Origin of the sequence: Rhodoferax sp. (assembly GCF_028688795.1) — a bacterium.
Lineage (GTDB): Bacteria > Pseudomonadota > Gammaproteobacteria > Burkholderiales > Burkholderiaceae_C > Rhodoferax.
The window spans coordinates 30,760-55,589 of the sequence record NZ_JAQTXM010000030.1; the positions used below are offsets into that span (position 1 = coordinate 30,760).

The window sequence follows — 24,830 nt, forward strand, 5'->3', positions numbered from 1 at the left end:
TCGCTCAAATAAACACGATGAACGATCGTAATAAGGGTTTGTCCTTATCGCGATCACACATGCAAAACCGGACGCCAGCACTGAAGAAGATTTTCTGATCAAGGCAGAATTGGAGAAAGCGAGCGTGTTTTTGGTGGTGCACGAGGCAGCGAGCACTGGGTTAACTGCGCTGGGCTCGGGATTGATTTCGGCAAATAGACTGATAAAAAAATCAAGGGCGACCAAAACTCAACCCGGCGCTGCCCACCAAAGCTTGTTCTCAATGTCGCGAGCGTAGCTGTAAGCCTCACCCGGGGTGCGTTGATCGACATCGCCAACCCTGGTCGTGCGTCCGTCGCGAGGCATCGTTGCTGCATTACCGAGATAGCTACCGCCGGAAATATGCGACAGCTTGGCCTGTGGGACTGCATTACTGGCTGCGAAGACACTGTTCGGCACCTGCTCGACATCATCGGTGACAACACGAAAGCTGTAGGTGTCGCCGATCGCACCCAGATTTCGCAGAATATTCGGAGAAGCCGCTAAGCTTGCCGCCGCGCAACAAGAGGCAACAAAGCCATAGCAAACGGCACTTATCCGGGGTACAGGGTGAAAGATGGAGAACATGGTTTTTATCTCTTTATTGCGCAAGTCATGCCGTGATGCATACCTTGTATCAAATGCCAAGAATCAAATCATGACGTTGACAACGATCATCTTTGCTGCATGAATTAGCTGTACGGCAGCATTAAAAAAAACCAGATTTCAACTTGGCTTGCTCTGCGAAAATGGCCAAAGTGGTGGCCAAACACCTGCCATACAGGCGTAAAAAAAGCACCCGGGCTGATCACCCAAGTGCTTGTCTCTGAGCGTGGCCACTATCTTGAAAATAGCACCCTGATTCGGGGGTGGGTGCTCAGGCTTTCTTCTTGGCCTTGGCTGCTGTTACAAGGGTGTTGTTTTCGGCTTCAGGTGCATCAACCGAATCCCTGCCCAGCACCGCTTCAAACTCAGCCAGCTCTTTGCCAATAGCCGCGTATTTTTTTGACTTGGCCCGGTTTTCGGCCCAGTTGAGCATGGCGCCCTCCAAGTCTTCTTTGAAGTGCGCGAGTGCTGATTCTTTGACGTCTTTGGTCGCCGCCTTTGCGGTGCTGGACCAGATGTCAATGAGCTCTGACAGGCCATTGTCAAAATCGTCAAACGTCTCAAGGTGGATCCACTTGCCGGTTTTATCAAACATTTTTTTCTTTCATTAATTCGCAAATTCAAATTGCATGTCGACGGGGAGAAGGCCAGCGCGGCAAACGCCAAGCCTATCCGACAGGAACCGCAACGCGAGACTTCGATCTGAAGGTCGCCAGTAAAACTGCCGGGAAAGGCCAAACATTTCGGCCACTGTCGGTAAATCCTCGACCTTGGTTGCTCTGATTTCAATAATTTCCATGTTGACAATGGTAGTGCACGAATATGGCCGGCATCTGAGCATTGATGCTCACAGAGCTGAAGATTTAGTCTCCCAAAGCCTTGAGCCTATGTCCTTGGTACTGGCGCAAGTAAAGTTATTGACTACTCAGAAAATCTGGCGCAAAATTTCCCTGCGACCGGGATCCAACCTCGGTGAAGGAGTTTCATACATGACGATGGACCATATTTACGCTCACACCTGACTGACGGCTTGCCGTCATGACGCTTCCCATACTTGAGGAAGCACTCGGAAAAGGTAAGGTTCTTCATGAGCCTTGCCTTTTTTATTGTTGCTGGCGGCAGTGCAACTGCACTTGCCCGTGTCGATCAGTTCCACTTGACATAAACCAAGCCAGAAACCGCAATTCCGACAAACCAAAGCAACAAAGTTTCCGACACGCCATACGGGTACAGCATCAGGGCAATACCACTCCATGTAAGTGCTGCGATTGATTCTTTTCGACCGCGTCGAAACGCAACCCAGCCGATGATGCCAAACAGGATGGCACCCAAGATGTATGCAGGGGAGGGCAGTACCAACCCGAGAGATTGAATCTGCCTGAGTTCATTCATGGAACGCTTTACCGCGGCATTTTCTCGGTCTTACTTCAGCGCTTCTTCAAACTCAGCCAACTCCTTACCAATGACAGCGTATTTTTTCAGCTTTGCGCGGTTGTTAGCCCAATTGAGTGCAACGCCCTCCAAGTCTTCTTTGTAGTGAGCGAGTGCTGATTCTTTGACCGCTTGGGTTGCGGTACTTGACCACAGGTCAATAAGCTCAGATAGACCGTTGTCGAACTCGTCGAAGGTTTCAAGTTGGATCCACTGACCGCTTTTATCGAACATTTTTTCTTTCATTTTTAAATAACCGTTTCAAACGGGGAGAGGCCCAGCGTACAAAACGCCAAGCCACCGCGCCTACTACCAATCCAATACAGTCAGCAACCCAGTCCTGCCAATCGCCTTGTCGCCAGCCAGTCAGCCACTGAGCGCACTCTATACCGGCCCCAAACAGCGCCAAGCCCAACATGACCAAACGGATATGCCCAGGATAAGCCAGCAGGCCCAGAAACGCCAGAGCAGCAAACCCAAATGCATGCTGCGCTTTGTCCCAAAAATGAAAGGCCGAAGGGACTTGCTCGCCTGGAATGAGCGATAACCACAGCGTGACCAACACCAGTGACCAAAAAGACCATCGCCATAAGGCGTGCAAGCGTGTCATGGGCATTAAAGCAATCAATCCACACCGGGAACACCACCACCAGCGACGCCCCCAGCAGCCTTTTTGGCTACCCCATTGGCGACACGAATACGTTCAATGGTCTCGTCCATTGGTGCGGTGGTTAACACGTCAAGCCCCAACTTTCTGGCAATGTCGTTGACCACCGCAGGGTTCAGAGGGATGCCCCCCGCGTCGATGGCCTTGATCAGGTCCCTGGCACGCTGCTCTGGTGACGGGGGGAGACCACGAGAAAGAAGTCGTTTGAGTAAATTCACGTTGCTGCCATGCTTTGTTGAGGGGGCAATGTTTAGGCCACTATTCTCTTGAACTCGCCGCTGTTGATCATCGCTTTTAAATCATCAGTGCCGCCAATCAGCGTGCCTTTAACAAACACCATCGGAAAAGTCGGCCAACCTGTCCACATTTTGAGCGCATTACGTTTACGCCAGGTATTGAAATAGTTGCCATATTCCAAATACTTATATGGCTGCTTGATCATGTCCAGCGCTTTGCATGCCTGCTTGGGAAAAGGGTTGAAGCCCATTCCCACCACCACCACATCATTGTCTTTGATCGCCGCGATCACCTCTTGCACGATGGCCTGCTGATGCCCTGCAACTTTGCTGCGGATCGCAGGGTGAATGTATCTCTCGTCAAGAATCGGGCGTGGCATGGAAAACTCCAGAAGTGTTGAGGATTTGCCGTGTGGAAGCGAAACTCGCCAGGAACGACGGTTTGGCAAAGTCAGCAGAATTTTTTCGTTCAATCAAGGAATAACAGCACTGGCGACAGCCCCCACAGCCTTTGCCGTGACCTTCACCCCGGTGGCTACCACTGTGACCGCTGCGTCGGCCACAGCCACCACAGCGCAGGCTTGCAGGGTCAGAACCAAGCTGATTCCTGCGAGCAAGCGCAGCGGGTTAATAAGAGATGATTTCATCTAAACGAATGAGCAGAAATTTTTCAACTGAACCAATGCAGAACGCAAGCGTCAGATTATTGCGAATCAGACAGGTCTGCTGCACACGGCGTTGCGTCACAATGACACGCCAGAAATACAAAACCCCCAAGCATTTGCACACTTGGGGGTCCAATTTTTTGGCTCCTCGACCTGGGCTCGAACCAGGGACCTACGGATTAACAGTCCGGCGCTCTACCAACTGAGCTATCGAGGAACAAGATCAAAATTATAGAACGGTTTTTTACTGGTTTTAACCAACGTCGTTGAGAAATAATAACTTGGGTCAACTTTCATTGCCCTTTGAAAAATCTAAAAACTTGTGGCATAATTTTAGGCTTTCCTGCAGAGGAAATAGGGCGGTTAGCTCAGGGGTAGAGCATTGCATTCACACTGCAAGGGTCGGAGGTTCGAAGCCTCCACCGCCCACCACAGATACCCAGTAAAAAAAAAGGACTTGGCAGAAATGCCCAGTCCTTTTTTTCGTCTGCTTGTTGTCGCGGCTATTTGGTTGCAAAAGGTAAATCGGCTATGGATGAAGTTGATTGCGTGGTGGTGGGGGCAGGCGTGGTTGGTTTGGCGGTTGCCCGGGCTTTGGCCTTGGCTGGAAGAGCCGTTTTGGTTCTGGAAGCCGCTGATACCATTGGCTCGGGTACCAGTTCGCGCAACAGCGAGGTGATTCACGCTGGTATCTACTATGCGGCCAACTCCCTCAAAGCGCGTTTGTGTGTGACGGGCAATAAACTGCTCTACGCTTATTGCGAAGAGAAAGGCATTGCCTACAAGCGCTGCGGCAAGCTCATCGTGGCGTGCGGCACCGAGCAGGTCGGGCAATTGACAGGTATTGCAGACAAGGCTCAAAGAAATGGCGTGACAGATCTGGTGCGGCTTGAGCGAGACGAAGCCCGCAGCATTGAACCTGAGTTGGTGTGTGATGCTGCTCTGCTGTCGCCCAGCACCGGAATTGTCGATAGCCATGCCCTCATGTTGGCACTGCAAGCTGATTTGGAGAACGCGGATGGCATGGTTGTGCTTCGTTGCGCATTGGCACAAGCCACGATTACTAAAAGTGCGATTGAACTGCTGACCAATGACGGCACCACATTGCGCTGCAAGGTGCTGGTCAATGCGGCCGGACTGCAAGCCCCATTGCTTGCCCATCAGTTTCTCGGGTTACAGACTGAACATGTCCCGCAGGCGTTTTTTGCCAAAGGTAATTACTTTGCATTGGCGGGCAGGGCACCGTTTTCACATCTTGTTTACCCTGTGCCTGAAGCCGCTGGGCTGGGCGTGCACTTGACGCTGGACTTGGCAGGCCAAGCCAGGTTCGGCCCTGATGTGCAGTGGGTTGACTCAAGCAACGACCTGTGTGTCGACTCAGCGCGCGGCGATGCCTTCTACAGCGAGGTACGCAAGTACTGGCCAGGTTTGAAAGACGGCGCTTTGCTGCCTGCCTATGCAGGCATCCGGCCCAAGATCAGCGGCCCCAACGAGCCCGCGAGAGACTTCTTGATTCAAGGGCCACAACACCACGGACATGCCGGTTTGGTGAACCTCTTTGGCATTGAATCCCCCGGTCTGACCAGTGCGCTTGCCATTGGTCAAGAAGTATTGACCTTGCTAAATGTTCAATAAAGATAGCGGCTTGCGCAATATCCATAAGGGCTAGAAGGTGTTTTTTATCAAAGACGCAGTCTCTGATACCAATTCAGGCCCTTGATAAATCAAACCACTGTAGATCTGCACCACGTTGGCACCCGCACGAATTTTGCTCAACGCATCTTGTGCGCTCATGATGCCGCCCACGCCAATGATGGGAAAGTCTGCGCCCAAAGCCGCGCGCAAATTGGCAATCACCCGGTTACTCATGACCAGCACTGGCGCGCCAGAGAGTCCGCCCGCCTCGTCGGCATGTTCCATGCCTTTCACCGCATCACGGCTCAAAGTGGTGTTGGTGGCCACCACCCCCCACGCGTTGTTCACGTTGCCTTGGGCGTCCAGCCCGTAGCGTTTCAGGGTTTGGGCAATCACGGCGATTTGCGCTTCGTCCAGGTCCGGGGCAATTTTCAGAAAAATAGGCACGCGCTTGCCATGTGTTTGTGCCAACGCTTCACGCCGCTCGGAGATGGCGCTCAACAAGGCATCCAGGGCGTCGTCGTTTTGCAGGCTACGCAAATTTTTTGTGTTGGGACTGGAGATATTGACCGTCACATAGTCCGCATAGGGGTAAACACCGTCCAGACAGGTCAGGTAATCTTCTGTGGCACGCTCGATGGGTGTGGCCGCGTTTTTGCCAATATTCAAACCCAGCAGCAGCGCCGCAGGCTCATCAGGATGCGCGACGCGGTGCTGGTAAAGGCGAGAGCGCTTGACGTTGGCAACAAACGCCGCCAGGCCATCGTTGTTGAAGCCCAGCCGGTTGATCAGCCCTTGTGCCTTGGGCAGACGAAACATGCGCGGTTTGGGGTTGCCGCTTTGGGCCAATGGCGTCACCGTGCCGACTTCTACAAAGCCAAACCCCATGGCACCCAAGCCGTCGATGCAGCGCGCGTTCTTGTCCAGCCCTGCGGCAAGCCCCACGCGATTGGGAAACGTCAGGCCAGCCAAAGTAATTGGGTCGCTGACGCGGGGTGCACGATAGGCCCGGCTCAGCACCGAGTGCTGCGTGCGCGCGATGGTGTTCAGGGTCAACTCATGCGCGGCCTCGGGGTCCATGCCAAATAAAAACGGGCGGGTCAACGCGTAGGGAACAAGAGCCATTGGATAATTCCGTCAATCATAAATAATGGTGATTTTCCACCATGCACACTGAAAGGCCCGAACCATGTCCACACTTTCCCAAGATGATTTGAAAACTCTGGTGGGCCACGCCGCGCTTAAATACGTGGTGCCAGGTGAAATTGTCGGTGTGGGCACAGGCTCCACCGTGAACAAGTTCATCGATGCCCTAGCCAGCATGAAGGGTGAAATCAAGGGCGCAGTGTCAAGTTCCAACGCCAGCACTGAGCGCCTTAAAGCGCTGGGCATTGCTGTGTTTGATTCCAATGAGGTGGATGAGTTGTCTGTGTATATCGACGGCGCAGACGAGATTGATGGCCATGGGTTCATGATCAAAGGGGGTGGTGCTGCGCTGACCCGTGAGAAAATCATCGCTGCCCAATCGCGCCAGTTTGTGTGTATTGCAGATGAGTCCAAACTGGTTGAGACCTTGGGCAAGTTCCCGCTACCGGTAGAAGTGATTCCGATGGCGACACAGCGTGTCATCAAACAGTTTCGCGCTCTGGGCGGCGCAGCGCAGTTGCGATTGAGCAATGGCATCCCGTTGGTGACTGACAACGGTCAGCATATTGTGGATGTCACCGGCCTGCAAATTGCCGATCCGCTGGCTTTTGAGACCGCTGTTAGCCAATGGCCTGGCGTGGTGACGGTCGGTGTGTTTGCCCACCAGAAGGCTCAGGTTTGCCTTTTGGGAACAGCCAGCGGTGTCAAGACGCTCACGTTTTAACAACACCACGGCGCGCTTAGCGCTGAATTTTCAGGGGGATTGGTGCGTCAGCTTGTCAGGGGTGTTTGCAACCAGTCCCGCATCAATGTAGACGTCACCACAGCCTTGCAAGCGTCTGCCTGAACCTGCAGGCAAACCTGGGTGTGTGGAATATCGTCGTGCCAGCCGTGCTGCGGGTAGACCACATTCTTCCGCTGCATCATCGTCTGGCCCTGCGCCAGCCCGTCGACAGCCACCCGCACACGACCGCTTTGCAGGGTGAAAAGTTCCGGGTTGGTCAGCACCACAAAGGCCAGCACATCGTGCCCATAACAACCGTTGACCTTTCCTACCAGCGCGTCGTGTTGGCTGTAAAACGCGCTGTAAAACTGAACCGCATGGTAAAGGGTGTCAGTGGCTACGTGCTGGTGGTGGTTGGCAATCGTCTTGAACAGACTCAATGGCAAGATCACTTGGTGCGTCACATCCAGCCCCACCATGGTCAAAGGCCAGCCAGCAGTAAACACCGCATCTGCGGCATGTGGGTCGTTCCAGATGTTGGCCTCGGCGACTGGGGAAACGTTGCCAGATTCCAGAACGGTACCGCCCATCAGAATCACCTCGCGAACCAGCGTCGGCAATTCAGGGGCCAGCTGCAGGGCCAGTGCCAAATTGCCGAGCGGCCCAACGGCCACCAACGTGATCTCGCCAGGGCTGGCACGCACTGTGTCAACGATGAATTGGGCTGATGATCCCGGATCGGGCCGACCTGGCGTATTGCTGCGCCTCGGCAAGTTGCCCAAGCCATCCGCGCCATGAATGAACGCGGGTGGTGACTCGGCATTTTTGAACAAAGGGTGGCTGGCACCCAGCGTTACCGGAATGCTGCGCCCGGCCAAGGCGCACAGGTACAGCACGTTGGCTGCCGCTTGTTCTACAAACACATTGCCAAACGTGGTGGTGATGCCCACCACATCGATGCACGGGTGAGCCAGGGCGTAATACAGCGCCATGGCGTCATCCACGCCTGGGTCGGTGTCAAAAATAACTTTTCTGGGTGGCGTTGGGATCATTGTTGGCTAGGGTTGGGTCCAGGGGTGAAACTTAACTGAGTCCACAGTAGGCCCGCAAAGCGGCTTCATCTGCTGCAATCGGTTGAGCATGTTGCGCCAGAAAAGCACTCACCTCCTCAGCGGCCGGAATGCTCGACTGTGCGCCGTGCGCCGTACAAGCCAGCGCCGCCGCAGCACTGGCGCGCTGCATGGCAAGGTTGATGGCGTTGCCCTGGCTCAAAGCGGCCACCAGCACGCCGCTGAACGTGTCGCCGGCACCGGTGGTGTCCACTGCGATCACATCGAACGCTGGCTGCACAAAGAAGTTGTTGCCCAGGCGGGCCACGCAGCCGCGCTGTCCCAAGGTGACCACCACACAGGGCACTGCGATTTGCGCCAGATTGGTCACGATGCTGACGGGGTAGGGCACCAATGCGGCGAGTTCTCCCTCGTTGACGATCAACACATCCACATCTGCCAGCAGCTCGGCCGGCATGGGCTGGGCTGGCGCGGCATTGAGCACCACTTTGACGCCCCGGGCCTTGGCGGAATGTGCATAGGCAGTGACGGTGGCGAGTTCAATCTCAAGCTGCATCAGCAAGTAGTTGAAACCGGTCAGGTCAGGCAGATGGTGACTGTGCAGGCACAGGTTTGCGCCGGGTGCGACTGTGATGGCGTTGTCCGCGTTGTCTGCTACACAAATGAAAGCACAACCCGTCTGTATATCGGGGGCTAGGACTTCATAAAGCGCGACGTTCGCAGCCATCAACGATGCCCGGAGAGGCTCGGCATAAGGGTCGTTGCCAAGCGCCAGCAACATGCGGGTTGCTGCGCCACCGGCCTTGGCGCAAGCCACGGCTTGGTTGGCACCCTTGCCACCCGGGTAGGTTTTGAATGCTTGTCCCAACACGGTTTCACCAGGTGCGGGAATGTGATGGGCGCGAATGACGAAATCCAGATTGGCAGAGCCGGCAACCAAAATCATGAGCGTGTTTTCCAAGAGATGACGCGGCGATTATGTCGCGGCCGCTGTGGCTGAAAATAATCGTGGCATAGTTGGCGCTGGTTTGATTCCGGCTCACCTGCCCATTACTTTTTTAATTTTGAAAAGAGATTTGCCATGACCACAAAAACCCTTCGTCTGAGCTTGCTGGCCTGTGCAATGCTGGCCAGTTCTGCGCTGTGGGCCGAGCCTGCCGTGGTGTTTGACATGGGTGGCAAATTTGACAAGTCTTTCAATGAAGCGGCCTACAACGGCATGGAGAAGTGGAAGAAGGAGACCGGCAAGAATTACCTTGAATTTGAAATCTCCAACGAGTCTCAGCGTGAACAGGCCCTGCGCCGCATGGCAGAGAAGGGCGCCAGCCCGATCATTGGTATCGGGTTTGGTCAGGCCTCTGCCATTGAAAAGCTGGCCAAAGAATTCCCCAAGCTCAATTTCGCCATCATCGACATGGTGGTGAATCTGCCTAACGTGCAGTCGGTGGTTTTCAAGGAACAGGAGGGCAGCTTTTTGGTGGGTGCCATGGCGGCCATGGCGAGCAAGACCGGCAAGGTTGGCTTTGTCGGTGGCATGGACATTCCGCTGATTCGCAAGTTTCAGTGTGGTTATGAGCAGGGCGCCAAGTTTGCCAACCCCAAAACAGAAGTGTTTGCCAACATGACCGGCACCACCGGCTCGGCCTGGAACGACCCGGCCCGCGGCGGCGAGTTGGCCAAGGCGCAGTTTGCAAAGGGAGCTGACGTGGTGTTTGCAGCAGCGGGCGGCACTGGCATGGGTGTCTATCAGGCGGCCAAAGACAGCAAAAAACTGGCCATTGGGGTTGACAGCAACCAGAACCATGTGCAGCCGGGCACCATGCTGACCTCCATGGTCAAACGCGTCGATGTAGCGGTGTACAACGCAGCCAAATCATATAAGCCAGGTATCGCGGTGTTGGGGCTGAAGGAAGACGGCGTTGACTTCGCCATGGATGCGCATAACGCCAAAATGGTAAGTGCTGACATGAAGAAAAAGGTCGATGCCATGAAAGCCGACATCATCAGCGGCAAGATCAAGGTGGCCGACTACATGGCCGACAACGCCTGTAAATATTGATGGTGTTAGTTAGCTATTTTTTATATAGCTGCTCACGCATATACAGTAAGGGCTAGAGCCCTATTTCTCTTATAAATTCCTTCAAGCATGCCTGACAACCCAGCGCCTGCGGTACGCATGACCGGCATCTGCAAGCAGTTTGGTGCTGTGGCAGCCAATGCAGGTGTCTCTTTGAGTGTGGCGGTGGGCACAGTGCACGGCATCGTGGGCGAAAACGGTGCTGGCAAAAGCACCTTGATGTCTATTCTGTATGGCTTCTACCAGGCCGACAGTGGGCAGATTGACGTGTTAGGCAAGCCCGCCAATATCCGTAATGCCGACGATGCCATTGCACTGGGTATTGGCATGGTGCACCAGCACTTCATGCTGGTTGATACCCTCAGCGCACTGGAAAACGTGATGCTGGGTGCGGAGCCGCATTGGCTGCTGCAACGGGCCAAAGAACAAGTCCGCAACAAGCTCAATGCCTTGATGCAGGCCACCGGGCTGCACATCCAACTCGATGCACTGGTGGCTGATTTGCCGGTGGGAGACCGCCAGCGGCTTGAAATTCTCAAAGCCTTGTACCGGGGTGCCAGGATTCTGATTCTGGACGAGCCCACGGCGGTGTTGACACCTGCGGAGACGACGCAGCTGTTTGCCGTGCTCAATCGCCTGCGCGAACAAGGCACCACCCTCATTTTGATCACCCACAAGCTCAAGGAAGTCATGGCTTTGTGCGATGTGGTGACGGTCATGCGTGCGGGTCGGGTGGTACAGGATGTGCCGATTGCATCCGCCTCGATTGAGGGCCTGGCCCAAGCCATGGTGGGGCGCCATGTGAACATGGGGCGTGCTGACGATGCGGCTGCGGCGGTCGGGGAGGTGTTGCTGCAGGCCAGTCAACTGTCAGTAACAGACAGCATGGGCGTGCAGCGCTTGAAGGATGTGAGCGTGGCCTTACACGCCGGTGAAATTGTGGGCGTTGCGGGGGTGTCAGGCAACGGACAGAGCGAGTTGATGGACGTACTTTCGGGCTTGCTGACGCCCGAACGCGGGCAACTGCAGTTGCTCAACAGTCATTTTGAGAGCCCGCATTGGCTTGACCCTGGCGCAGCCCGGGCACTCGGGCTAGCGCATGTGCCTGAAGACCGGCAGGCACGCGCCTTGGTGATGGCTTTTGCCGCCTGGGAGTCCGCCGCCTTGGGCTACGACAACTTGCCGGGCTACGCCACCCGTGGCTGGATGAACCACGACCACATGCGCCAAGCGACCGCCGACATGATGGACCGTTTTGACGTACGCCCGCGCGACCCTGAGCTGCTTAGCAGCAAGTTTTCGGGCGGTAACCAGCAAAAGCTGGTGCTAGCACGCGAACTGGGCCGTTCACCGCAAGTCTTGCTGGTCGGGCAACCCACGCGCGGGGTAGACATCGGGGCGATTGAATTTATTTACGCTCAACTGCGTGCCATGCGCCAAGCCGGCTGCGCGGTACTTGTGGTGTCAAGCGAGCTTGATGAAATCTTGGCCTTGGCAGACCGGGTGATCGTGATGAACCAAGGCCGCGTGGCGGGTGAACTCCCCATCGCGCAGTGCTCGGAGGCCGCTTTGGGCCTTTTGATGACCGGGGGCAACACATGACAAGTTTGCCGCGCTGGGCTGATTTGGTGCTGCTGCCTTTGGTAAGTCTGGGGGTGGCCTTGCTGGCCGCGGGTGGCGTTGTCGCGCTGGTTGGGCAAGACCCGCTGCTGGTGATTCAGGTGCTGCTTCAAGGTGCATTCGGCACCGCCCGGGGTTTCAGCTACACCCTGTACTACGCCACCACGTTTGTCTTTACTGGGTTGGCGGTGGCTGTGGCGTTCCATGGCGGGCTGTTTAACATCGGTGGGGAAGGGCAGGCTGTCATGGGTGGTCTGGGCACCGGGCTGGTGGCGCTGTGGTTATCGGCATCGTTGCCGGCTTGGTTAATGCTGCCACTCATGATGATCGCGGGTGCACTTTTTGGCCTGGCGTGGGCTGCGGTACCAGCCTATTTGCAGGCCTATAGGGGCAGCCATGTGGTGATCACCACCATCATGTTTAACTTTATCGCCAGCAGCGTGCTGGTGTATTTGCTGGTCAACCATTTGCGCCCGAACGGTGTCATGTCGGTCGAAAGCGCCAGTTTTTCTGAGTCAGCCAAATTGCCTGGCATGCATCAGGCGCTGGCTTGGGTAGGCGTGGCTTGGCCCGCTTCGCCCTTGAACCTCAGTGTCTTGCTGGCCGCTTTGGCTGCTGTGCTGATTTACCTCTTCTTGTGGCGCACGCGTGCCGGTTACCGATTGCGCGCAGTTGGCTCCAGCCCTGGCGCGGCTGAATATGCCGGTATCAATGCGCGCCATCAGGTGCTGGTGGCGATGTCCATCTCCGGCGCGTTGGCAGGCCTGGTGGGTATGAATGAAATTGCCGGGGTTAGTGGCAAGCTGCTGCTGGAGTTTGTCAGTGGCGCGGGTTTTACCGGCATTGCCGTGGCCTTGATGGGACGCAATCACCCGCTTGGCATTGTGCTGGCCAGTCTGCTTTTTGGGGCTTTGTTTCAGGGGGGTGCAGAGGTGGCGTTTGAAGTGCGTGGTTTCAGTCGCGACATGGTGGTGATGTTGCAAGGCTTTATTGTGCTTTTTTCCGGTGCCATGACTTACGTGATTGCGCCGATATTAGCGCGCGTGTTGGGCTGGTTCAGCAAGCCGTTTGCCAGCGCGGCGACATCGAAAGCTGCACATGGATGAGGCGCTGATCGGTTCCATGCTGGCCTCAACGTTGCGGGTGTCTACGCCGCTGATTTTCTGTGCGCTTGCCGGGCTGTTGTCAGAGCGTTCGGGCGTGGTGGACATTGGTCTTGAGGGCAAGATGCTGCTGGCGGCCTTTGCCGCCGGGGCGGTCGGCGCGGCGTTTCACTCCACGACGCTGGCTTTGCTCGCGGCAATGGCCGTGGCTATGGGCATGTCGTGGGTGCATGGGCTAGCGTGCGTGAGCCACAAGGGTGACCAGGTGGTGTCTGGTGTTGCTATTAATATCATTGCACTAGGCCTCACCGCTGTGCTGGGTGCCGCCTGGTTTCATCAGGGTGGACAAACGCCGCCTGTGAGCCCTAATGTCCGTATTTCGGCCCTGATGCCTGGCTTGGCTGAGGCGGCGCGCAATCTGCCGGTTTTGGGAACGGTGCTGGGTGACGGCATTTTGGGGCACAACGCGCTGGTGTACCTCGCACTGTTGCTGGTGCCACTGGTTTGGTGGTTGTTGTTTCGAACGCGCTTTGGCTTGCGCTTGCGCGCGGTCGGCGAGAACCCGCAGATGGTGGACGCCGCTGGCGTGTCCGTCATGCGCCTGCGTTACACCGCGCTGACTTTGAATGGGATGCTGTGTGGCCTGGCTGGCAGCTACCTGGTGCTCGCGCAAAGTGCTAGTTTTTCACAAAATATGACGGCAGGCCGTGGCTTCATGGCGCTGGCCGCTCTTATTTTTGGTCGCTGGCACCCAGTGAAGGCTTTGTGGGCCTGCCTGTTGTTTGGTTTTCTGGACGCTGCCGCCATTCGCCTTCAAGGGGTTCAATTGCCTGGCGTGGGTGAGGTGCCGGTACAAATCATCCAGGCCCTGCCTTACGTGCTGACGGTGGTGTTGCTGGCAGGCCTGATGGGCCGGGCAATGGCCCCCAAAGCACTGGGTGTTCCCTACACCAAAGAGCGGTGAACTACGACAGCTGATTTGCAGCAGCCGGCGGGATTTTCAGGCGCGCAGCGCCTCCAGTGAGCGGGCCAATTTGGCCTCGATGGGCAAGGGTTCCGCACCAAACCTGGCTGCCAGCAACTCAGCGCATAACACTGAAAAACTCAAACCTCTTGAGCCCATGCCGGCGCACAACCAAAGGCCGGGTTGCTCAGCTACCTGCAATGGCCCCACGGCAGGCAAGCGGTCTGCGGTGACGCAGCGGGTGTTTTTCCAGGTCTTAAGCGTGTTCGTGGCAAACGCAGGCGCCAGATGCCGCGCCAACGGTGGCAGCAATTGTTCAAGGTGTTTGAAGTTGTTGGCCTGGTTGATCATGTCGCTGCGCTCAGGCTGCGATTGCGGTTGGTATGACGATCCCATGAACCAGGCCAGCTCACCACCAACTGGAATGCGCGGCACCACACTGCCTGAGCCGTTGACAGGGAAGGGTGGAAAGCTTGCGTCAATGGGACCTTGATGAAAGTCCCAATTGAGCAAGCCACGCATGCCTTGCGTAGCAGGTAAATGCTCCCACAGCCCATATAAATCAGGCTTTAGTAGCTTCATTTTATGTAGCAAATGAAAGGCACCGCAGGCATTCGCAAATACCACGCGTTCAGCGCGGCAAAGCGCCGTACCTGTTGCATCCAGCAGTTCCCAGATGCCATCGGCGTGGCGTATATCGGTCACTTCAGCGTGTGGCTGGAAGGTGACACCAGGCTGGAGAAGCCAGGCATTGACCAGGGCTGCAGGCTTGATCCATGCGCCTTGCTGATGCCAGATGCCCGGCCCAAGCTGCCCAGCGATGTCTGAATCGGAAAAGTCCTCGCACCATTGTTCGCCCGATGGTGGCCACACCTGCGGCAGTTTGGGTGTGCCCCCCACTTGGCGCTCAAGCACGCCGCTGGGCGCCCAGTCTTGATTGATCTCAAGCAGTTGGCAGGCCTGTTGCAGCATCAACCGTGCGCCAGCGCGCGACAGGCGGGACAGCGTGCAGTCGTCACTCGACACATGGGGCACCACCAAACCTACCGGCAGGCCAGACGCACCCGCAGCGGGCTCGCTCGCAAGGTCAAGCACATGTACCTGCCAGCCACGTCTGGCCAGCGCGGCTGCCACGCTGGCACCAGCCAGGCCCGCGCCAATAACAGCACATCGCTCAATCGGCAAGGCCGCCAGAGCTGCGCCTTGTCGGCTGTGTTTCAAGACCCACGGCGGATCAAAGTGGCCACGGGGTTGAGCTGGGGCACTTTGCCAATCGCGTGTGTCATTTGACGTGAACGTGAACCCGTTTCGGGTCAAGGTGGCACGCAACTCAGTCTCATCTGCTGAACTTTCGTCATTCTGGCCGCGCAGGTAAAGCGTCGTGCCACGGCGACAGCAGCGTGCCAAAGCCTTTAAAAACCAGGAAGAATCGGCGGTGCCTAATTGCTTTGCGCACAGCTCGACCGCATCGGCTTCAAATTGCTGTGCTCGCAGCATGCCCAATGGCTCCCCCACGCAGAGAGTGAGCACCACTTGGCCGCGTGCCAACGAAAAACGATGAAAACCTGGCAGCAGCCCAAACCACTGCGCAGCCAACTCCCGAGCCAAAGTGGCAAGCGCTGGCATGGTAGCGCAGCCAGCTATCAGGTCCTGTGCGCCACAAGGCTGCTCACACAGCGCCACGTAGTGCAGCGTGCGAGGACGCCCAGCATCTTGTTGCCACGCATTCCAGGTCGATAAAAACGTTTGCCCGGAACCAAAGTCGGTGTCAAGAACGCGCCAAGCCGGCAGTTGATGCCATGGATATCCCATGGATCACATCACGCGTCAGGCTTTCGGTGGCACGTAGCCCTGTGCAGCATCTGCGCCACTGCCAAAGAAATGGTTCTCCATTTGGCGCGCCAGATACTGACGGGCGCGTGCATCGGCCAGATTCAGCCGGTTTTCATTGACCAGCATGGTCTGATGTTTAAGCCAGTCGGCCCAGGCTTGTTTACTCACACTTTCCCATAGGCGTTTGCCAAGCTCGCCGGGGTAGGGTGGGAAATCAAGCCCGTCAGTCTCGATGCCAAGTTTGATGCATTTCACAGTGCGCGCCATAAATACCCTTTGACTCAATGTACAAAAAGGTTGAACTTTAGCAAGCTTTTCCAACAGCGCGCGCACTGAAGTAAAATCCACCCCTATGGCAAAAGCAGATACCAAAACTAAAATCGTGGCCGACGGCCTACGTTACAAATCCAAAGTGTCGGGTTCACCCTTCACGGCGGCCACTTCGTTTGGTGCCGCCACCATGTCGTGCTTCTTGTGCGGCAAACACCGGGCTCGCTCCCAGATGGTGTCCAAGAAGATACTGGGCAAATCGCAGGCGGTGTGCGCGCCGTCCTGCAAAGCGCTGGACGAAGCCTCGAAATAGTCCGTGCCTCGGTTGGTGCTGGCCTTCAAGGGCCAGCAACCACCCTAATTTCACGTTAAATGGCGACCCAATGCGCTGCAGATGCCTAGAGCAGGGCGCTGCCTGGGTGTTCGCCGCGCTCATACACCACGTGGGCACGCCCGACCAAGAGCGTATCTAGCGTGCCAATGTTGGGTAACTCCTTGTTGGTGTACGGCAGTTTGTGCAGCACATAACGCATGGCGTTCAGGCGTGCGCGCTTTTTGCAGTCTGACTTGATAACGGTCCAAGGCGTATCGGCCGTGTCGGTCTCAAAAAACATGGCTTCCTTGGCCTTGGTGTAGTCGTCCCACTTGTCCAGGGATGCCAAATCAATCGGACTGAGTTTCCATTGCTTCAACGGGTGAAGTTCCCGCTCTTTAAAGCGGCGACGCTGCTCTTTTCGGCTCACCGAAAACCAGAACTTGATCAGAAACACACCACTTTGCACCAGTTGGCGCTCAAACAGCGGCGCTTGGTGAATGAACTGCTGGTATTCTTTTTCTGTGCAAAACCCCATCACCCGCTCGACGCCGGCACGGTTGTACCAGGACCGGTCAAAAAGCACAATTTCGCCTGCAGTGGGCAAATGTTGTACATAACGTTGAAAGTACCACTGGCCACGCTCGGCGTCTGAGGGCTTCTCGAGAGCCACCACGCGGGCGCCGCGTGGGTTCAGATGTTCCATGAAACGACGAATGGCGCCACCTTTGCCAGCGGCATCGCGACCTTCAAACAAAATCACCACGCGTTGACCGGTTTCCTTGGCCCAGCTTTGTAACTTGAGCAGTTCAACCTGCAACTTGTATTTTTGAGTCTCGTAGCGCTTGCGCGACATCAGGTTTTTGTAAGGGTAACCGCCAGTGCGCCAGTCGCTGGCGAGCTCGTCATCAGGCCTGATGCCTTTGTCCTGCGGCTGGGCTTGCCCCTCCAGCAGCATTTGCCGTATGGCCGCCGCGTCGTCAGGTGAACTGCCTTCAAGCAAGGTTTTAAGGGCATCCATCTTGCTGGACGAACTGGCCAAAATGTCTTTGATGGCACTGGCCTGGCTGCTTTGAGCTGCATCTACGCTGGCCTGAATCACCCGTCGCGCCAGGCCACCAGTGGTTTTCGCACCGAGCGTGTCGCCACGTTTTGTGCGACGCACTGGGCTTGCCACAGATTTGGCCGGGGCTTTTTTTCTCGGCGCAGGAATTGCATTCACCGATGTGGCGGTGCTGGAAGCAGGTGAGGGGGCCTTGGTTTTTTGTTCAGTCATGTCAATTTTTTAAAAAGTGGCTGCAATGAATTTTGTGCCTGGTCTACTGCCACCTGCTTGATTTGCATCAAATCAGCATTGTTTTATCAAATCTGTCCTCCGATGGGTCAGAGCGGCAAGCCGTCGAGCGCCTCGTAGCTCCGTTTTAGCCAGAGTTTGACGCGTTGACGCTCAAGCAGGCCCAGTGCATCGACTTCCAGGCGGTTGTGAATTGCGCTCCAAAAACTGGTGTTTTGACGGTCAATTTTGCGCATGCTGGCCTCGTGCAATTGGCCCAATGTGATAACTCTGGCACCCAGGTCAAGTGCTTTGGCCATGGCCGCAGAATTGTCAAGCTGTGAAAAATCGGTGCCTCGGCCCAGGTTCTTAACAACCACGTAGTTTGGCCCGGCACCATAGGTTTCCAAGAGGCGGCCGAGCAGGTCCACCGAGTCTTTACCCGCGTCAGCCACGTGCCAAAAATTCACGGTGATGCCCATGTCAGCCAGCAACGCCAGCAAATCCGAGTCTTTGATCCAGCGTGCCAGGGGCGCTGCCGTCTGGGCTGCCAAATCAACCACCACACGCGGAAATTCACCATCAAGCGCGGTCTCAAACACGCTCACCAGCTGGTCCAGACCTTCAAAACTGTCCACCAACACAGGGGACGCGTAATCCGCGTAAAAGCGGGTAAACGACGTGTGTGAACGGTCGGTATCGAAGCCAATGAAGGCTTTGTCCTGGTCAATGAAATACTGGGCTAGCAGCCGCGCCACCACGGATTTGCCCACGCCACCTTTTTCGCCGCCGATGAAATTTAGAGAGCTCATGAATTTCCTGTTGAATTGATTGAAATTTTTGCTGTTGCGCGCACAACCTAGCAAGACCCGTGCACAAATCTAAATTGTGGATCAGCTAAGTTTCTTGACCAGCACCTGGCTTTTGCGGTCCCAGTTGTATTTGCGTTTTCGCGCTTCGGGCAACCATTCAGGGTCAACCTGCACAAACCCGCGCTTGATGAACCAGTGCATGGTGCGCGTGGTCAGCACAAAAATGCTGTCAAGGCCGGCGGCCTTGGCGCGCTGTTCAATGCGTTTGAGTACCCGTTCTCCGTCGCCCTGGCTTTGCACTTGGGGCGACACGGTGAGCGCAGCCATTTCGGCGGTGCGTGCTTCCGGGTAGGCGTACAGCGCCGCACAGGCAAAAATCACACCGTCATGCTCGATCACGGTGTACAGGCCAACATCGCGCTCTATTTCGGTGCGGCTGCGCTTGACCAAGGTGCCGTCTTTCTCAAAGGGTTCAATCAGTTGCAAAATGCCGCCGACATCGTCCACGCTGGCCTCGCGCAGGCTTTCCAGTTTTTCGTCCACCACCATGGTGCCAATACCATCGTGCACATAGACCTCCAGCAAGATCGAGCCATCCACCGCAAACGGAATGATGTGGCTGCGCTCCACGCCGCCTTTGCAGGCCTTTACGCAGTGCTGTAAATAAAAGCCGGTGTCGCTGGGCACATTCGCATTGGGCAAGTCGGCCAGCAGTTTTTCGGCCGCGGCCAGTGGCAGCTCGGTGTCAATCGGGTTGTCTTCGCTCACGGGCTGACTCACATCCGTCGGAATGCCCGGTATTTCAGTCACAAAAATCAATTTGTCGGCTTGCAGGGCGGTGGCGACCGAGGTGGCGACTTCTTCCATGGTCAGGTTGAAGGCCTCGCCAGTGGGCGAAAAACCAAACGGCGACATCAACACCAGCGCGCCCATGTCGAGCGAGCGCATGATGCCCGCCGTGTCGATCTTGCGCACCACACCCGAGTGCTGAAAGTCCACGCCATCCACAATGCCGACCGGGCGTGCCGTTAAAAAATTGCCTGAGATCACCCGCACTGTGGCGCCGGCCATGGGTGTGTTGGGCAGGCCCTGGCTGAACGCTGCCTCGATTTCGTAACGCAACTGGCCGGCAGCCTCCTGCGCGCAGTCCAGTGCCACCTCGTCAGTGATGCGAATGCCGCTGGCATAACGCGGGGTGTGGCCCTTCGCCTTGAGCTGCTCGTTTACTTGCGGGCGAAAGCCGTGCACCAGCACCACTTTCACCCCCATGCTCTGAATCAGAGCCAAGTCTTGCGCCAGATTGGGCAATTTGCCAGCCGCAATGGCCTCACCACACACACCCACCACAAAAGTTTGGTTGCGAAATTTGTGAATGTAAGGTGCCACCGAGCGAAACCAAGGGACAAAGGTGAAGTTGAAAATGGATGACATGGGGCGAATCAGGGAGGGAGTGCAAGTAGAGCGGGTGAAGTAGGTGCAAAAAGTGTATCAGTCGCAGCAGTACAGCCAGCAAGGCTTGTAAACCCAACAACCCGCCCGCGCTTTCGCCATTCAACGCCCGCGCAAACGTTCCAATTGCACTTGCAAGGCGGCTGCATTGAGCATGCCAAAGTGGGCATCCACGCGCTTGCCCGTGGCATCAAAAAACAAGGTGGTGGGCAAGCCCCGGGAACCAGAGGCCGGTCCCAATTGGCTGGCCGGGTCGAGCCACACATTGGTCAAGGTTAAGCCGGAGCGCTGCAAATACGCCGCCACTTTGGCAGGGGGCTCGCCCTGGTTCACAAAAACAAACGCCACGTCAGGTGTGTTTTGCTGGGCGGCGGCCAACGTAGGCATCTCGGCGCGGCACGGCCCGCACCAAGTGGCCCATAAATTGACCACCGTTGGTTTGCCTGCGATGAGCTGGGGCAGGCTGAGCATGCGTGCGCCGTTGAACTCGGTCAGCATCACATCGGGCGCTGATTGGTGCGCCGGTTTGCCGTCAGCCAACCACACCATGGCCAGGCCTGCCATCCAGATCAGGCCAGCGCCCAAAGCGGCCATCCCCAATGCACGTCGAATCATGGGTTGCCGCCAGCCGCACCATACCAGCCACAACGCGGCAACCGCCCAGCCTGCCGCTGCATGCCAGCCACCATCGCGCACATCCACCAAGGCCCACGGAGTGACGAAGTAGGCATCGGCATAACGCAACACATGCGCCAGACGGGCTGCGATCAGGCCCAGGGCCGCCGCGCTCCACACCATGTTTTCAGCAGATTGACCGAACTCCTTGGGCGACAGGCGCCGCGCCAAGGTAGCAGCACTCCACACCGACAGCATCAAGACCATTGGCAGAACAGGAAGTGCCAAAGGGCCGAGGGAGATTGAAAGCATGGCGATAAATTTTGAGTAAGGGATTTAATCGCTATATAAAATATAGCTTACTTTGCATGTTTTCATTGGGTTTTAGCCCTATTTTTAGAAAAATTGGATCGCCACCGTGACTAGGTCAGTCTTACATCGCATTTTTCGATCGGGCATCGCGCATCGCAATAGCAGTCTTTGAACCCAGGATCATTTGCTGCGATAAAAACGTATCAAATTGCGTCCAGCCACTTTGGCTTGATACATCGCGTCATCAGCCCATTTCAGGAGATTTTCCTGACTGGAGTCGTTGCCGATAAACAAGGTGACGCCAATGCTGGCTGTACAGCAATGCTCAATTTCTGTATCGCGCTTGATCGCGATGAAGTAAGGCCGGGACAAGGCCGCACGTATTTCTTCTGCAATGGCCTCGGCGCGTGATGTTGATTCTTCCTTATCCGTCGCCAGTTCACTGATCATGACAACAAATTCGTCGCCGCCGAACCGGGCAACAGTATCCATTTCGCGCACACAACTCTTTAATCGACTGGTGACTTCTATCAACAGCAAGTCACCTGCCTCGTGCCCATACGCATCATTGAGCGGTTTGAAATTGTCCAGGTCAAGGAACATCAGCGCACCGTAGTTCTTGCTGCGACTGCTGGACGCCATGGCCTGTTGCAGACGGTCTTTCAGCAATCTGCGATTAGGCAGATGGGTGAGCGGGTCGTGATAGGCCAGTTGTTTGATGATGTCATCGGTCCGTTTGCGTTCGGTAATGTCCTGTACCAGCCCAGCCACGCGAACCACTCGCCCGCTGTCGTCACGCTCCGGGAAGCCCTTGACGAAGCAGGGGCGCTGCTCCCCGTCGGGCTGTACCGTCATCAATTCGATTTCATAGGGCGTGCCATTCGAGACGGCTTTGCTGACCGCATCAAACAGTATTTGCGTTGACTCAGGTGTGTACAACTCGCCTTGCCCCGCCAAATTGGGAACACCCAAGGCTGGGTCGCGGCCGAAAATCAGGAACATCTCAGGCGACCAGGTGACGACATCGGTATCGACATCCCACTCGAAACTGGCCAAACGCGCCATGCTTTCGGTGCGCTCCAGCATGAGTTGCCGATGCTGCAAGGCTTTGACGGCTCGCTTGGCTGTGGTGATGTCCCGTGCAATTTTTGAAGCCCCCACCACGTGGCCGACATCATCGAGTATCGGCGATACCACGGCTGATACATCAATGATTTGGCCACCCTTGCGGCGGCGAACGGTCTCAAAGTGACTCACTCTCTCCCCACACGCTATTCGCGAAACAATTTCAGCCTCTTCATCTGCCCGCTCAGGGGGAATCAACATCTTCAGTGGTTGGCCGACAGCCTCACTCGCTGTGTATCCAAATATCTTCTCGGCGCCGGGGTTCCAGTTTTCAATGATGCCCTCCAACGTTATCCCGACAATGGCATCGTCCGATGACTGGATGATTGCCGCGAACTGCTGCAATTTTGTATTGGCTTGTTGCAAACGGAGCTTGGCGAGCCCCATTTCCCCAATCACTTTGGCCAGACGAGTGAAGAACCCCATCATTGCTTGAACTTGTTTTTCGGAAAATATGGGCGCTCGCGCCATGGCACCAAGATAGTCGCTTTCATTGAACCCAAATTCCTTGGCCTGACGGACAAAAAATGACTTGTCCGGTGGCTCAAAGAAGAACTGACCTGTAAAGAAGTTGGCGATGTGTTCATCGGCAATGATGATGGGCACAGCAACGTCGACTAGACCGTTCTTGCATCGGTAGACGTTGTAGGCCGCCCCCTTGTTTAATTGACTGGCAAGCGTTGTGTCGCTTTCCTTGCAGCGCGCGCAGGTTGACGGATTAATGCGATGAAACTGGGTGCAGATGTCTTGCCAACCAGTTGCTATCAGCACGCGCCCCTCCAGATCGAGAACAGCAGTGACCGCGCCTGTGACTGCCGTGAAGTTCTCACATAAACCGCGAAGTTCGCCGATGTCTACTAACTCTGACAGATTCAAGTGAATTTCCTTCAGGAAGTGCATCCGTATTAACTGTTGAATATTGTGCGCCAGAGTCCAATTCTTGACCAGTTTGCCCACTTATGCTTAACGTTTTTTTTTGGCGCTTGTTCTTTCTCAACATGAAATCACCTTGGGTGGCAATCGATCCAGGCAGAACTGCGCAGTACGATACTGGGGCTGAAATACCAATCCGTCATGGTTTTTGGTCGCTGCACCACATGGCAAACCGTGTCAATCTTGAAAGGGAATTTGATGAATAGTTGGAAAATCTCTAAACGGTTGAATCTGCTGATCGGCATTTCGGTGCTGATCATGCTGATGCTGGCCGCTGTCAATTGGATCAGTCTGAACAAGCTTGATGCACTGCAAAAAGAGTCGCAGCGGCGCACGCAAGAGGCTGGCCAACTCAAGCATTTTTCGGCTTTGGGCGCGCAGGCCTACCGCATTGTGGCCGACACCTATATCAATCGTCAGTTCGATGAGGCCGCCAAAAAGTGGCAAACCATGTCGGTGCAGATTGATGCAGCCCTGGACTTTGCTGCCAAAGTCGCCGACACGGATCAGGAGCACCAGTGGACCCAGGAAGCCCGCAAGGCGATGGTGGAGATGCGCACGCTCTACGCACAAACTTTTCTCCCCATGGCCAAGCGCGATGCACCACTGAGCGAGATCTCCGTGGTGGATGACCAGATGGACAAGTTGATTGACAAATACGATGAATTTGTCACTAAGGGTGCCACCAGCCTGCAAGCAGAGGCGGACGCTGCAACCACTGCGTTTGACGCTGGTGTCAGCACCACACGCACCGTCAATATCGCCTCGGTCATCCTTGGCGGGCTGCTGCTGGTGGCGTTGGCCTTGGTGGTGTCGCGCAGCATCACCAACCAGTTGGGCATGGAACTGTACGAGGCAATAGCCGAGGCCCGCCATGTGGCGGCAGGGGATTTGTCCGAAATGAAGGTGTCTGGGCCGCACACGGCGAGCAGCCTTGCTGGCGCACTAGATGCAATGCTGGTGACGCTGGTCACCACCGTGAAGAGTGTGCGTCAGGGTGCTGAAGGCGTGTCTACTGCCAGTGCTGAAATTGCTCAGGGCAACAACGACCTGTCAGCGCGCACTGAGAGTCAGGCCAGCGCGTTGGAGGAGACAGCGGCGTCCATGGAGCAACTTAGCGCAACCGTCAAACAAAACGCTGACAACGCACGCCAGGCCAACCAGCTAGCGCAAAGTGCATCCAACGTGGCAGTGCAGGGCGGCGAAGTGGTGGCTCAGGTGGTCAACACCATGAAGGGCATCAACGACGCCTCACGCAAGATTTCTGACATCATCAGCGTGATTGACGGAATCGCCTTTCAGACCAACATTTTGGCGCTCAATGCAGCCGTGGAAGCCGCACGTGCAGGCGAACAAGGGCGCGGTTTTGCCGTGGTGGCCAGCGAAGTGCGCTCCTTGGCCGGACGCAGCGCAGAAGCCGCCAAAGAAATCAAGACCCTCATCAACGCCAGTGTCGAGCGGGTGGCGCAAGGAACAGCCTTGGTAGACCAAGCAGGCAGCACCATGACCGAAGTAGTCAGCAGTATCCGGCGTGTAACCGACATCATGGGCGAAATCAGTGCCGCCAGCAACGAGCAAAGCCTGGGCGTAAGTCAAATTGGTGAAGCTGTGACGCAAATGGATCATGCCACCCAGCAAAACGCCGCCTTGGTTGAAGAAACAGCAGCAGCGGCCAGCAGTCTGAACAGTCAAGCGCAAGATTTGGTGCAGACAGTTGCAGTGTTTAAACTTGACGGTGTGCACCAGACACCACAGCTTATAAAGCACGTTCATTCGCGGTTACTGACGAGTGGGAAACCTTTTGACGGCAGTTAAAAACGCTCCATATTAAATAGCTACTTGCGCATATATAAAAAGGGCTAGAGGCCAATTAGGCTTATAACTTGAGCTGCTCGTCAACCGGTCCCGGAGCAGCCATCGATAATGGCCGCCC

The 24,830-nt window shown here is 55.9% G+C and carries 27 protein-coding genes and 2 tRNA genes; 9 read left to right on the forward strand and 20 right to left on the reverse strand.

The window, feature by feature from the left end:
- Nucleotides 1-228: 228 nt before the first annotated feature.
- From PHQ58_RS18660 to PHQ58_RS18705, 10 genes are all read right to left on the reverse strand, one after another.
- Nucleotides 229-666 (reverse strand): hypothetical protein, encoded by a 438-nt coding sequence (locus PHQ58_RS18660; RefSeq protein WP_300114017.1) that lies wholly within the window; start codon nucleotides 664-666, stop codon nucleotides 229-231.
- A gap of 229 nt (nucleotides 667-895) precedes the next feature.
- Nucleotides 896-1,219: a hypothetical protein gene (locus PHQ58_RS18665; protein WP_300114019.1), complete on the reverse strand. Its 324-nt coding sequence runs from the start codon at nucleotides 1,217-1,219 to the stop codon at nucleotides 896-898.
- A 12-nt stretch (nucleotides 1,220-1,231) separates the two neighbouring features.
- A complete protein-coding gene (locus PHQ58_RS18670; protein WP_300114022.1) occupies nucleotides 1,232-1,423 on the reverse strand; it encodes a hypothetical protein in 192 nt (63 codons plus the stop codon).
- Nucleotides 1,424-1,770: 347 nt separating this feature from the next.
- Nucleotides 1,771-2,016, reverse strand: coding sequence for a hypothetical protein (locus PHQ58_RS18675; RefSeq protein ID WP_300114024.1), 246 nt, complete (start codon nucleotides 2,014-2,016; stop codon nucleotides 1,771-1,773).
- Between the two features lie 30 nt (nucleotides 2,017-2,046).
- Nucleotides 2,047-2,301: a hypothetical protein gene (locus tag PHQ58_RS18680; protein ID WP_300114027.1), complete on the reverse strand. Its 255-nt coding sequence runs from the start codon at nucleotides 2,299-2,301 to the stop codon at nucleotides 2,047-2,049.
- Entirely contained in the window at nucleotides 2,279-2,620 is a 342-nt protein-coding gene (locus PHQ58_RS18685) for a VanZ family protein (protein ID WP_300114029.1), read from the reverse strand. The genes PHQ58_RS18680 and PHQ58_RS18685 overlap by 23 nt, the downstream gene beginning before the upstream one ends.
- Nucleotides 2,621-2,679: 59 nt before the next feature.
- Nucleotides 2,680-2,940 (reverse strand): hypothetical protein, encoded by a 261-nt coding sequence (locus tag PHQ58_RS18690; RefSeq protein ID WP_300114031.1) that lies wholly within the window; start codon nucleotides 2,938-2,940, stop codon nucleotides 2,680-2,682.
- 32 nt (nucleotides 2,941-2,972) lie between these two features.
- Nucleotides 2,973-3,338: a glutaredoxin domain-containing protein gene (locus PHQ58_RS18695; RefSeq protein WP_300114034.1), complete on the reverse strand. Its 366-nt coding sequence runs from the start codon at nucleotides 3,336-3,338 to the stop codon at nucleotides 2,973-2,975.
- Between the two features lie 93 nt (nucleotides 3,339-3,431).
- Nucleotides 3,432-3,605 carry a hypothetical protein gene (locus PHQ58_RS18700; RefSeq protein ID WP_300114036.1) on the reverse strand — a complete coding sequence of 58 codons (174 nt, stop codon included), beginning with the start codon at nucleotides 3,603-3,605 and terminating at the stop codon, nucleotides 3,432-3,434.
- 159 nt (nucleotides 3,606-3,764) lie between these two features.
- A tRNA-Asn gene (locus tag PHQ58_RS18705) sits at nucleotides 3,765-3,840 on the reverse strand.
- A gap of 140 nt (nucleotides 3,841-3,980) precedes the next feature.
- Between PHQ58_RS18705 and PHQ58_RS18710 the strand changes: the two genes are divergently transcribed.
- Together PHQ58_RS18710 and PHQ58_RS18715 are read left to right on the forward strand one after the other, a co-directional pair.
- A tRNA-Val gene (locus PHQ58_RS18710) sits at nucleotides 3,981-4,055 on the forward strand.
- A gap of 99 nt (nucleotides 4,056-4,154) precedes the next feature.
- Nucleotides 4,155-5,258 (forward strand): NAD(P)/FAD-dependent oxidoreductase, encoded by a 1,104-nt coding sequence (locus PHQ58_RS18715; RefSeq protein ID WP_300114039.1) that lies wholly within the window; start codon nucleotides 4,155-4,157, stop codon nucleotides 5,256-5,258.
- Between the two features lie 30 nt (nucleotides 5,259-5,288).
- Here the strand turns inward: PHQ58_RS18715 and PHQ58_RS18720 are convergent, their stop codons facing one another.
- Nucleotides 5,289-6,383 (reverse strand): quinone-dependent dihydroorotate dehydrogenase, encoded by a 1,095-nt coding sequence (locus PHQ58_RS18720; protein ID WP_300114042.1) that lies wholly within the window; start codon nucleotides 6,381-6,383, stop codon nucleotides 5,289-5,291.
- A gap of 64 nt (nucleotides 6,384-6,447) precedes the next feature.
- Between PHQ58_RS18720 and rpiA the strand changes: the two genes are divergently transcribed.
- Nucleotides 6,448-7,128, forward strand: coding sequence for a ribose-5-phosphate isomerase RpiA (gene rpiA / locus PHQ58_RS18725; protein WP_300114045.1), 681 nt, complete (start codon nucleotides 6,448-6,450; stop codon nucleotides 7,126-7,128).
- A gap of 47 nt (nucleotides 7,129-7,175) precedes the next feature.
- Here rpiA and PHQ58_RS18730 read toward each other — a convergent pair whose 3' ends face one another.
- Nucleotides 7,176-8,180 (reverse strand): nucleoside hydrolase, encoded by a 1,005-nt coding sequence (locus PHQ58_RS18730; RefSeq protein WP_300114048.1) that lies wholly within the window; start codon nucleotides 8,178-8,180, stop codon nucleotides 7,176-7,178.
- A 31-nt stretch (nucleotides 8,181-8,211) separates the two neighbouring features.
- The gene (locus PHQ58_RS18735; RefSeq protein WP_300114051.1) at nucleotides 8,212-9,144 is read right to left on the reverse strand and encodes a ribokinase; all 933 of its coding nucleotides are present in this window, start codon (nucleotides 9,142-9,144) and stop codon (nucleotides 8,212-8,214) included.
- A gap of 135 nt (nucleotides 9,145-9,279) precedes the next feature.
- Here PHQ58_RS18735 and PHQ58_RS18740 point away from each other — a divergent pair, with 135 nt between their 5' ends.
- The 4 genes from PHQ58_RS18740 (at nucleotide 9,280) to PHQ58_RS18755 (ending at nucleotide 13,962) form a co-directional block, all read left to right on the forward strand.
- Nucleotides 9,280-10,257 carry a BMP family ABC transporter substrate-binding protein gene (locus PHQ58_RS18740; RefSeq protein WP_300114054.1) on the forward strand — a complete coding sequence of 326 codons (978 nt, stop codon included), beginning with the start codon at nucleotides 9,280-9,282 and terminating at the stop codon, nucleotides 10,255-10,257.
- Nucleotides 10,258-10,344: 87 nt separating this feature from the next.
- Nucleotides 10,345-11,877, forward strand: coding sequence for an ABC transporter ATP-binding protein (locus PHQ58_RS18745; RefSeq protein ID WP_300114057.1), 1,533 nt, complete (start codon nucleotides 10,345-10,347; stop codon nucleotides 11,875-11,877).
- Nucleotides 11,874-13,001, forward strand: coding sequence for an ABC transporter permease (locus PHQ58_RS18750; protein ID WP_300114060.1), 1,128 nt, complete (start codon nucleotides 11,874-11,876; stop codon nucleotides 12,999-13,001). The genes PHQ58_RS18745 and PHQ58_RS18750 overlap by 4 nt, the downstream gene beginning before the upstream one ends.
- On the forward strand, nucleotides 12,994-13,962 hold the full coding sequence (locus PHQ58_RS18755) for an ABC transporter permease (RefSeq protein WP_300114063.1): 969 nt from the start codon (nucleotides 12,994-12,996) through the stop codon (nucleotides 13,960-13,962). Before PHQ58_RS18750 ends, PHQ58_RS18755 begins: the two co-directional genes overlap by 8 nt.
- A gap of 36 nt (nucleotides 13,963-13,998) precedes the next feature.
- On the opposite strand, the gene mnmC is transcribed toward PHQ58_RS18755, so the two are convergent.
- On the reverse strand, nucleotides 13,999-15,774 hold the full coding sequence (gene mnmC / locus PHQ58_RS18760) for an FAD-dependent 5-carboxymethylaminomethyl-2-thiouridine(34) oxidoreductase MnmC (protein ID WP_300114066.1): 1,776 nt from the start codon (nucleotides 15,772-15,774) through the stop codon (nucleotides 13,999-14,001).
- 15 nt (nucleotides 15,775-15,789) lie between these two features.
- Nucleotides 15,790-16,062 carry an oxidative damage protection protein gene (locus PHQ58_RS18765; RefSeq protein ID WP_300114069.1) on the reverse strand — a complete coding sequence of 91 codons (273 nt, stop codon included), beginning with the start codon at nucleotides 16,060-16,062 and terminating at the stop codon, nucleotides 15,790-15,792.
- 85 nt (nucleotides 16,063-16,147) lie between these two features.
- On the opposite strand from PHQ58_RS18765, the gene PHQ58_RS18770 reads away from it, so the two are divergent.
- The gene (locus PHQ58_RS18770) at nucleotides 16,148-16,378 is read left to right on the forward strand and encodes a hypothetical protein (RefSeq protein ID WP_300114072.1); all 231 of its coding nucleotides are present in this window, start codon (nucleotides 16,148-16,150) and stop codon (nucleotides 16,376-16,378) included.
- Nucleotides 16,379-16,463: 85 nt separating this feature from the next.
- Here PHQ58_RS18770 and ppk2 read toward each other — a convergent pair whose 3' ends face one another.
- The 5 genes from ppk2 to PHQ58_RS18795 form a co-directional block, all read right to left on the reverse strand.
- A complete protein-coding gene (gene ppk2 / locus PHQ58_RS18775; RefSeq protein ID WP_300114075.1) occupies nucleotides 16,464-17,654 on the reverse strand; it encodes a polyphosphate kinase 2 in 1,191 nt (396 codons plus the stop codon).
- 107 nt (nucleotides 17,655-17,761) lie between these two features.
- Nucleotides 17,762-18,463 carry a mobilization protein gene (locus PHQ58_RS18780; protein WP_300114078.1) on the reverse strand — a complete coding sequence of 234 codons (702 nt, stop codon included), beginning with the start codon at nucleotides 18,461-18,463 and terminating at the stop codon, nucleotides 17,762-17,764.
- A gap of 81 nt (nucleotides 18,464-18,544) precedes the next feature.
- Nucleotides 18,545-19,894, reverse strand: a complete 1,350-nt coding sequence (argA, locus tag PHQ58_RS18785; RefSeq protein WP_300114081.1) for an amino-acid N-acetyltransferase — start codon at nucleotides 19,892-19,894, stop codon at nucleotides 18,545-18,547.
- Between the two features lie 120 nt (nucleotides 19,895-20,014).
- The gene (locus tag PHQ58_RS18790) at nucleotides 20,015-20,839 is read right to left on the reverse strand and encodes a TlpA disulfide reductase family protein (RefSeq protein ID WP_300114084.1); all 825 of its coding nucleotides are present in this window, start codon (nucleotides 20,837-20,839) and stop codon (nucleotides 20,015-20,017) included.
- A gap of 180 nt (nucleotides 20,840-21,019) precedes the next feature.
- Nucleotides 21,020-22,921, reverse strand: coding sequence for a PocR ligand-binding domain-containing protein (locus tag PHQ58_RS18795; RefSeq protein WP_300114088.1), 1,902 nt, complete (start codon nucleotides 22,919-22,921; stop codon nucleotides 21,020-21,022).
- Between the two features lie 174 nt (nucleotides 22,922-23,095).
- Between PHQ58_RS18795 and PHQ58_RS18800 the strand changes: the two genes are divergently transcribed.
- Entirely contained in the window at nucleotides 23,096-24,712 is a 1,617-nt protein-coding gene (locus PHQ58_RS18800) for a methyl-accepting chemotaxis protein (RefSeq protein WP_300114091.1), read from the forward strand.
- Nucleotides 24,713-24,830: the final 118 nt, after the last annotated feature.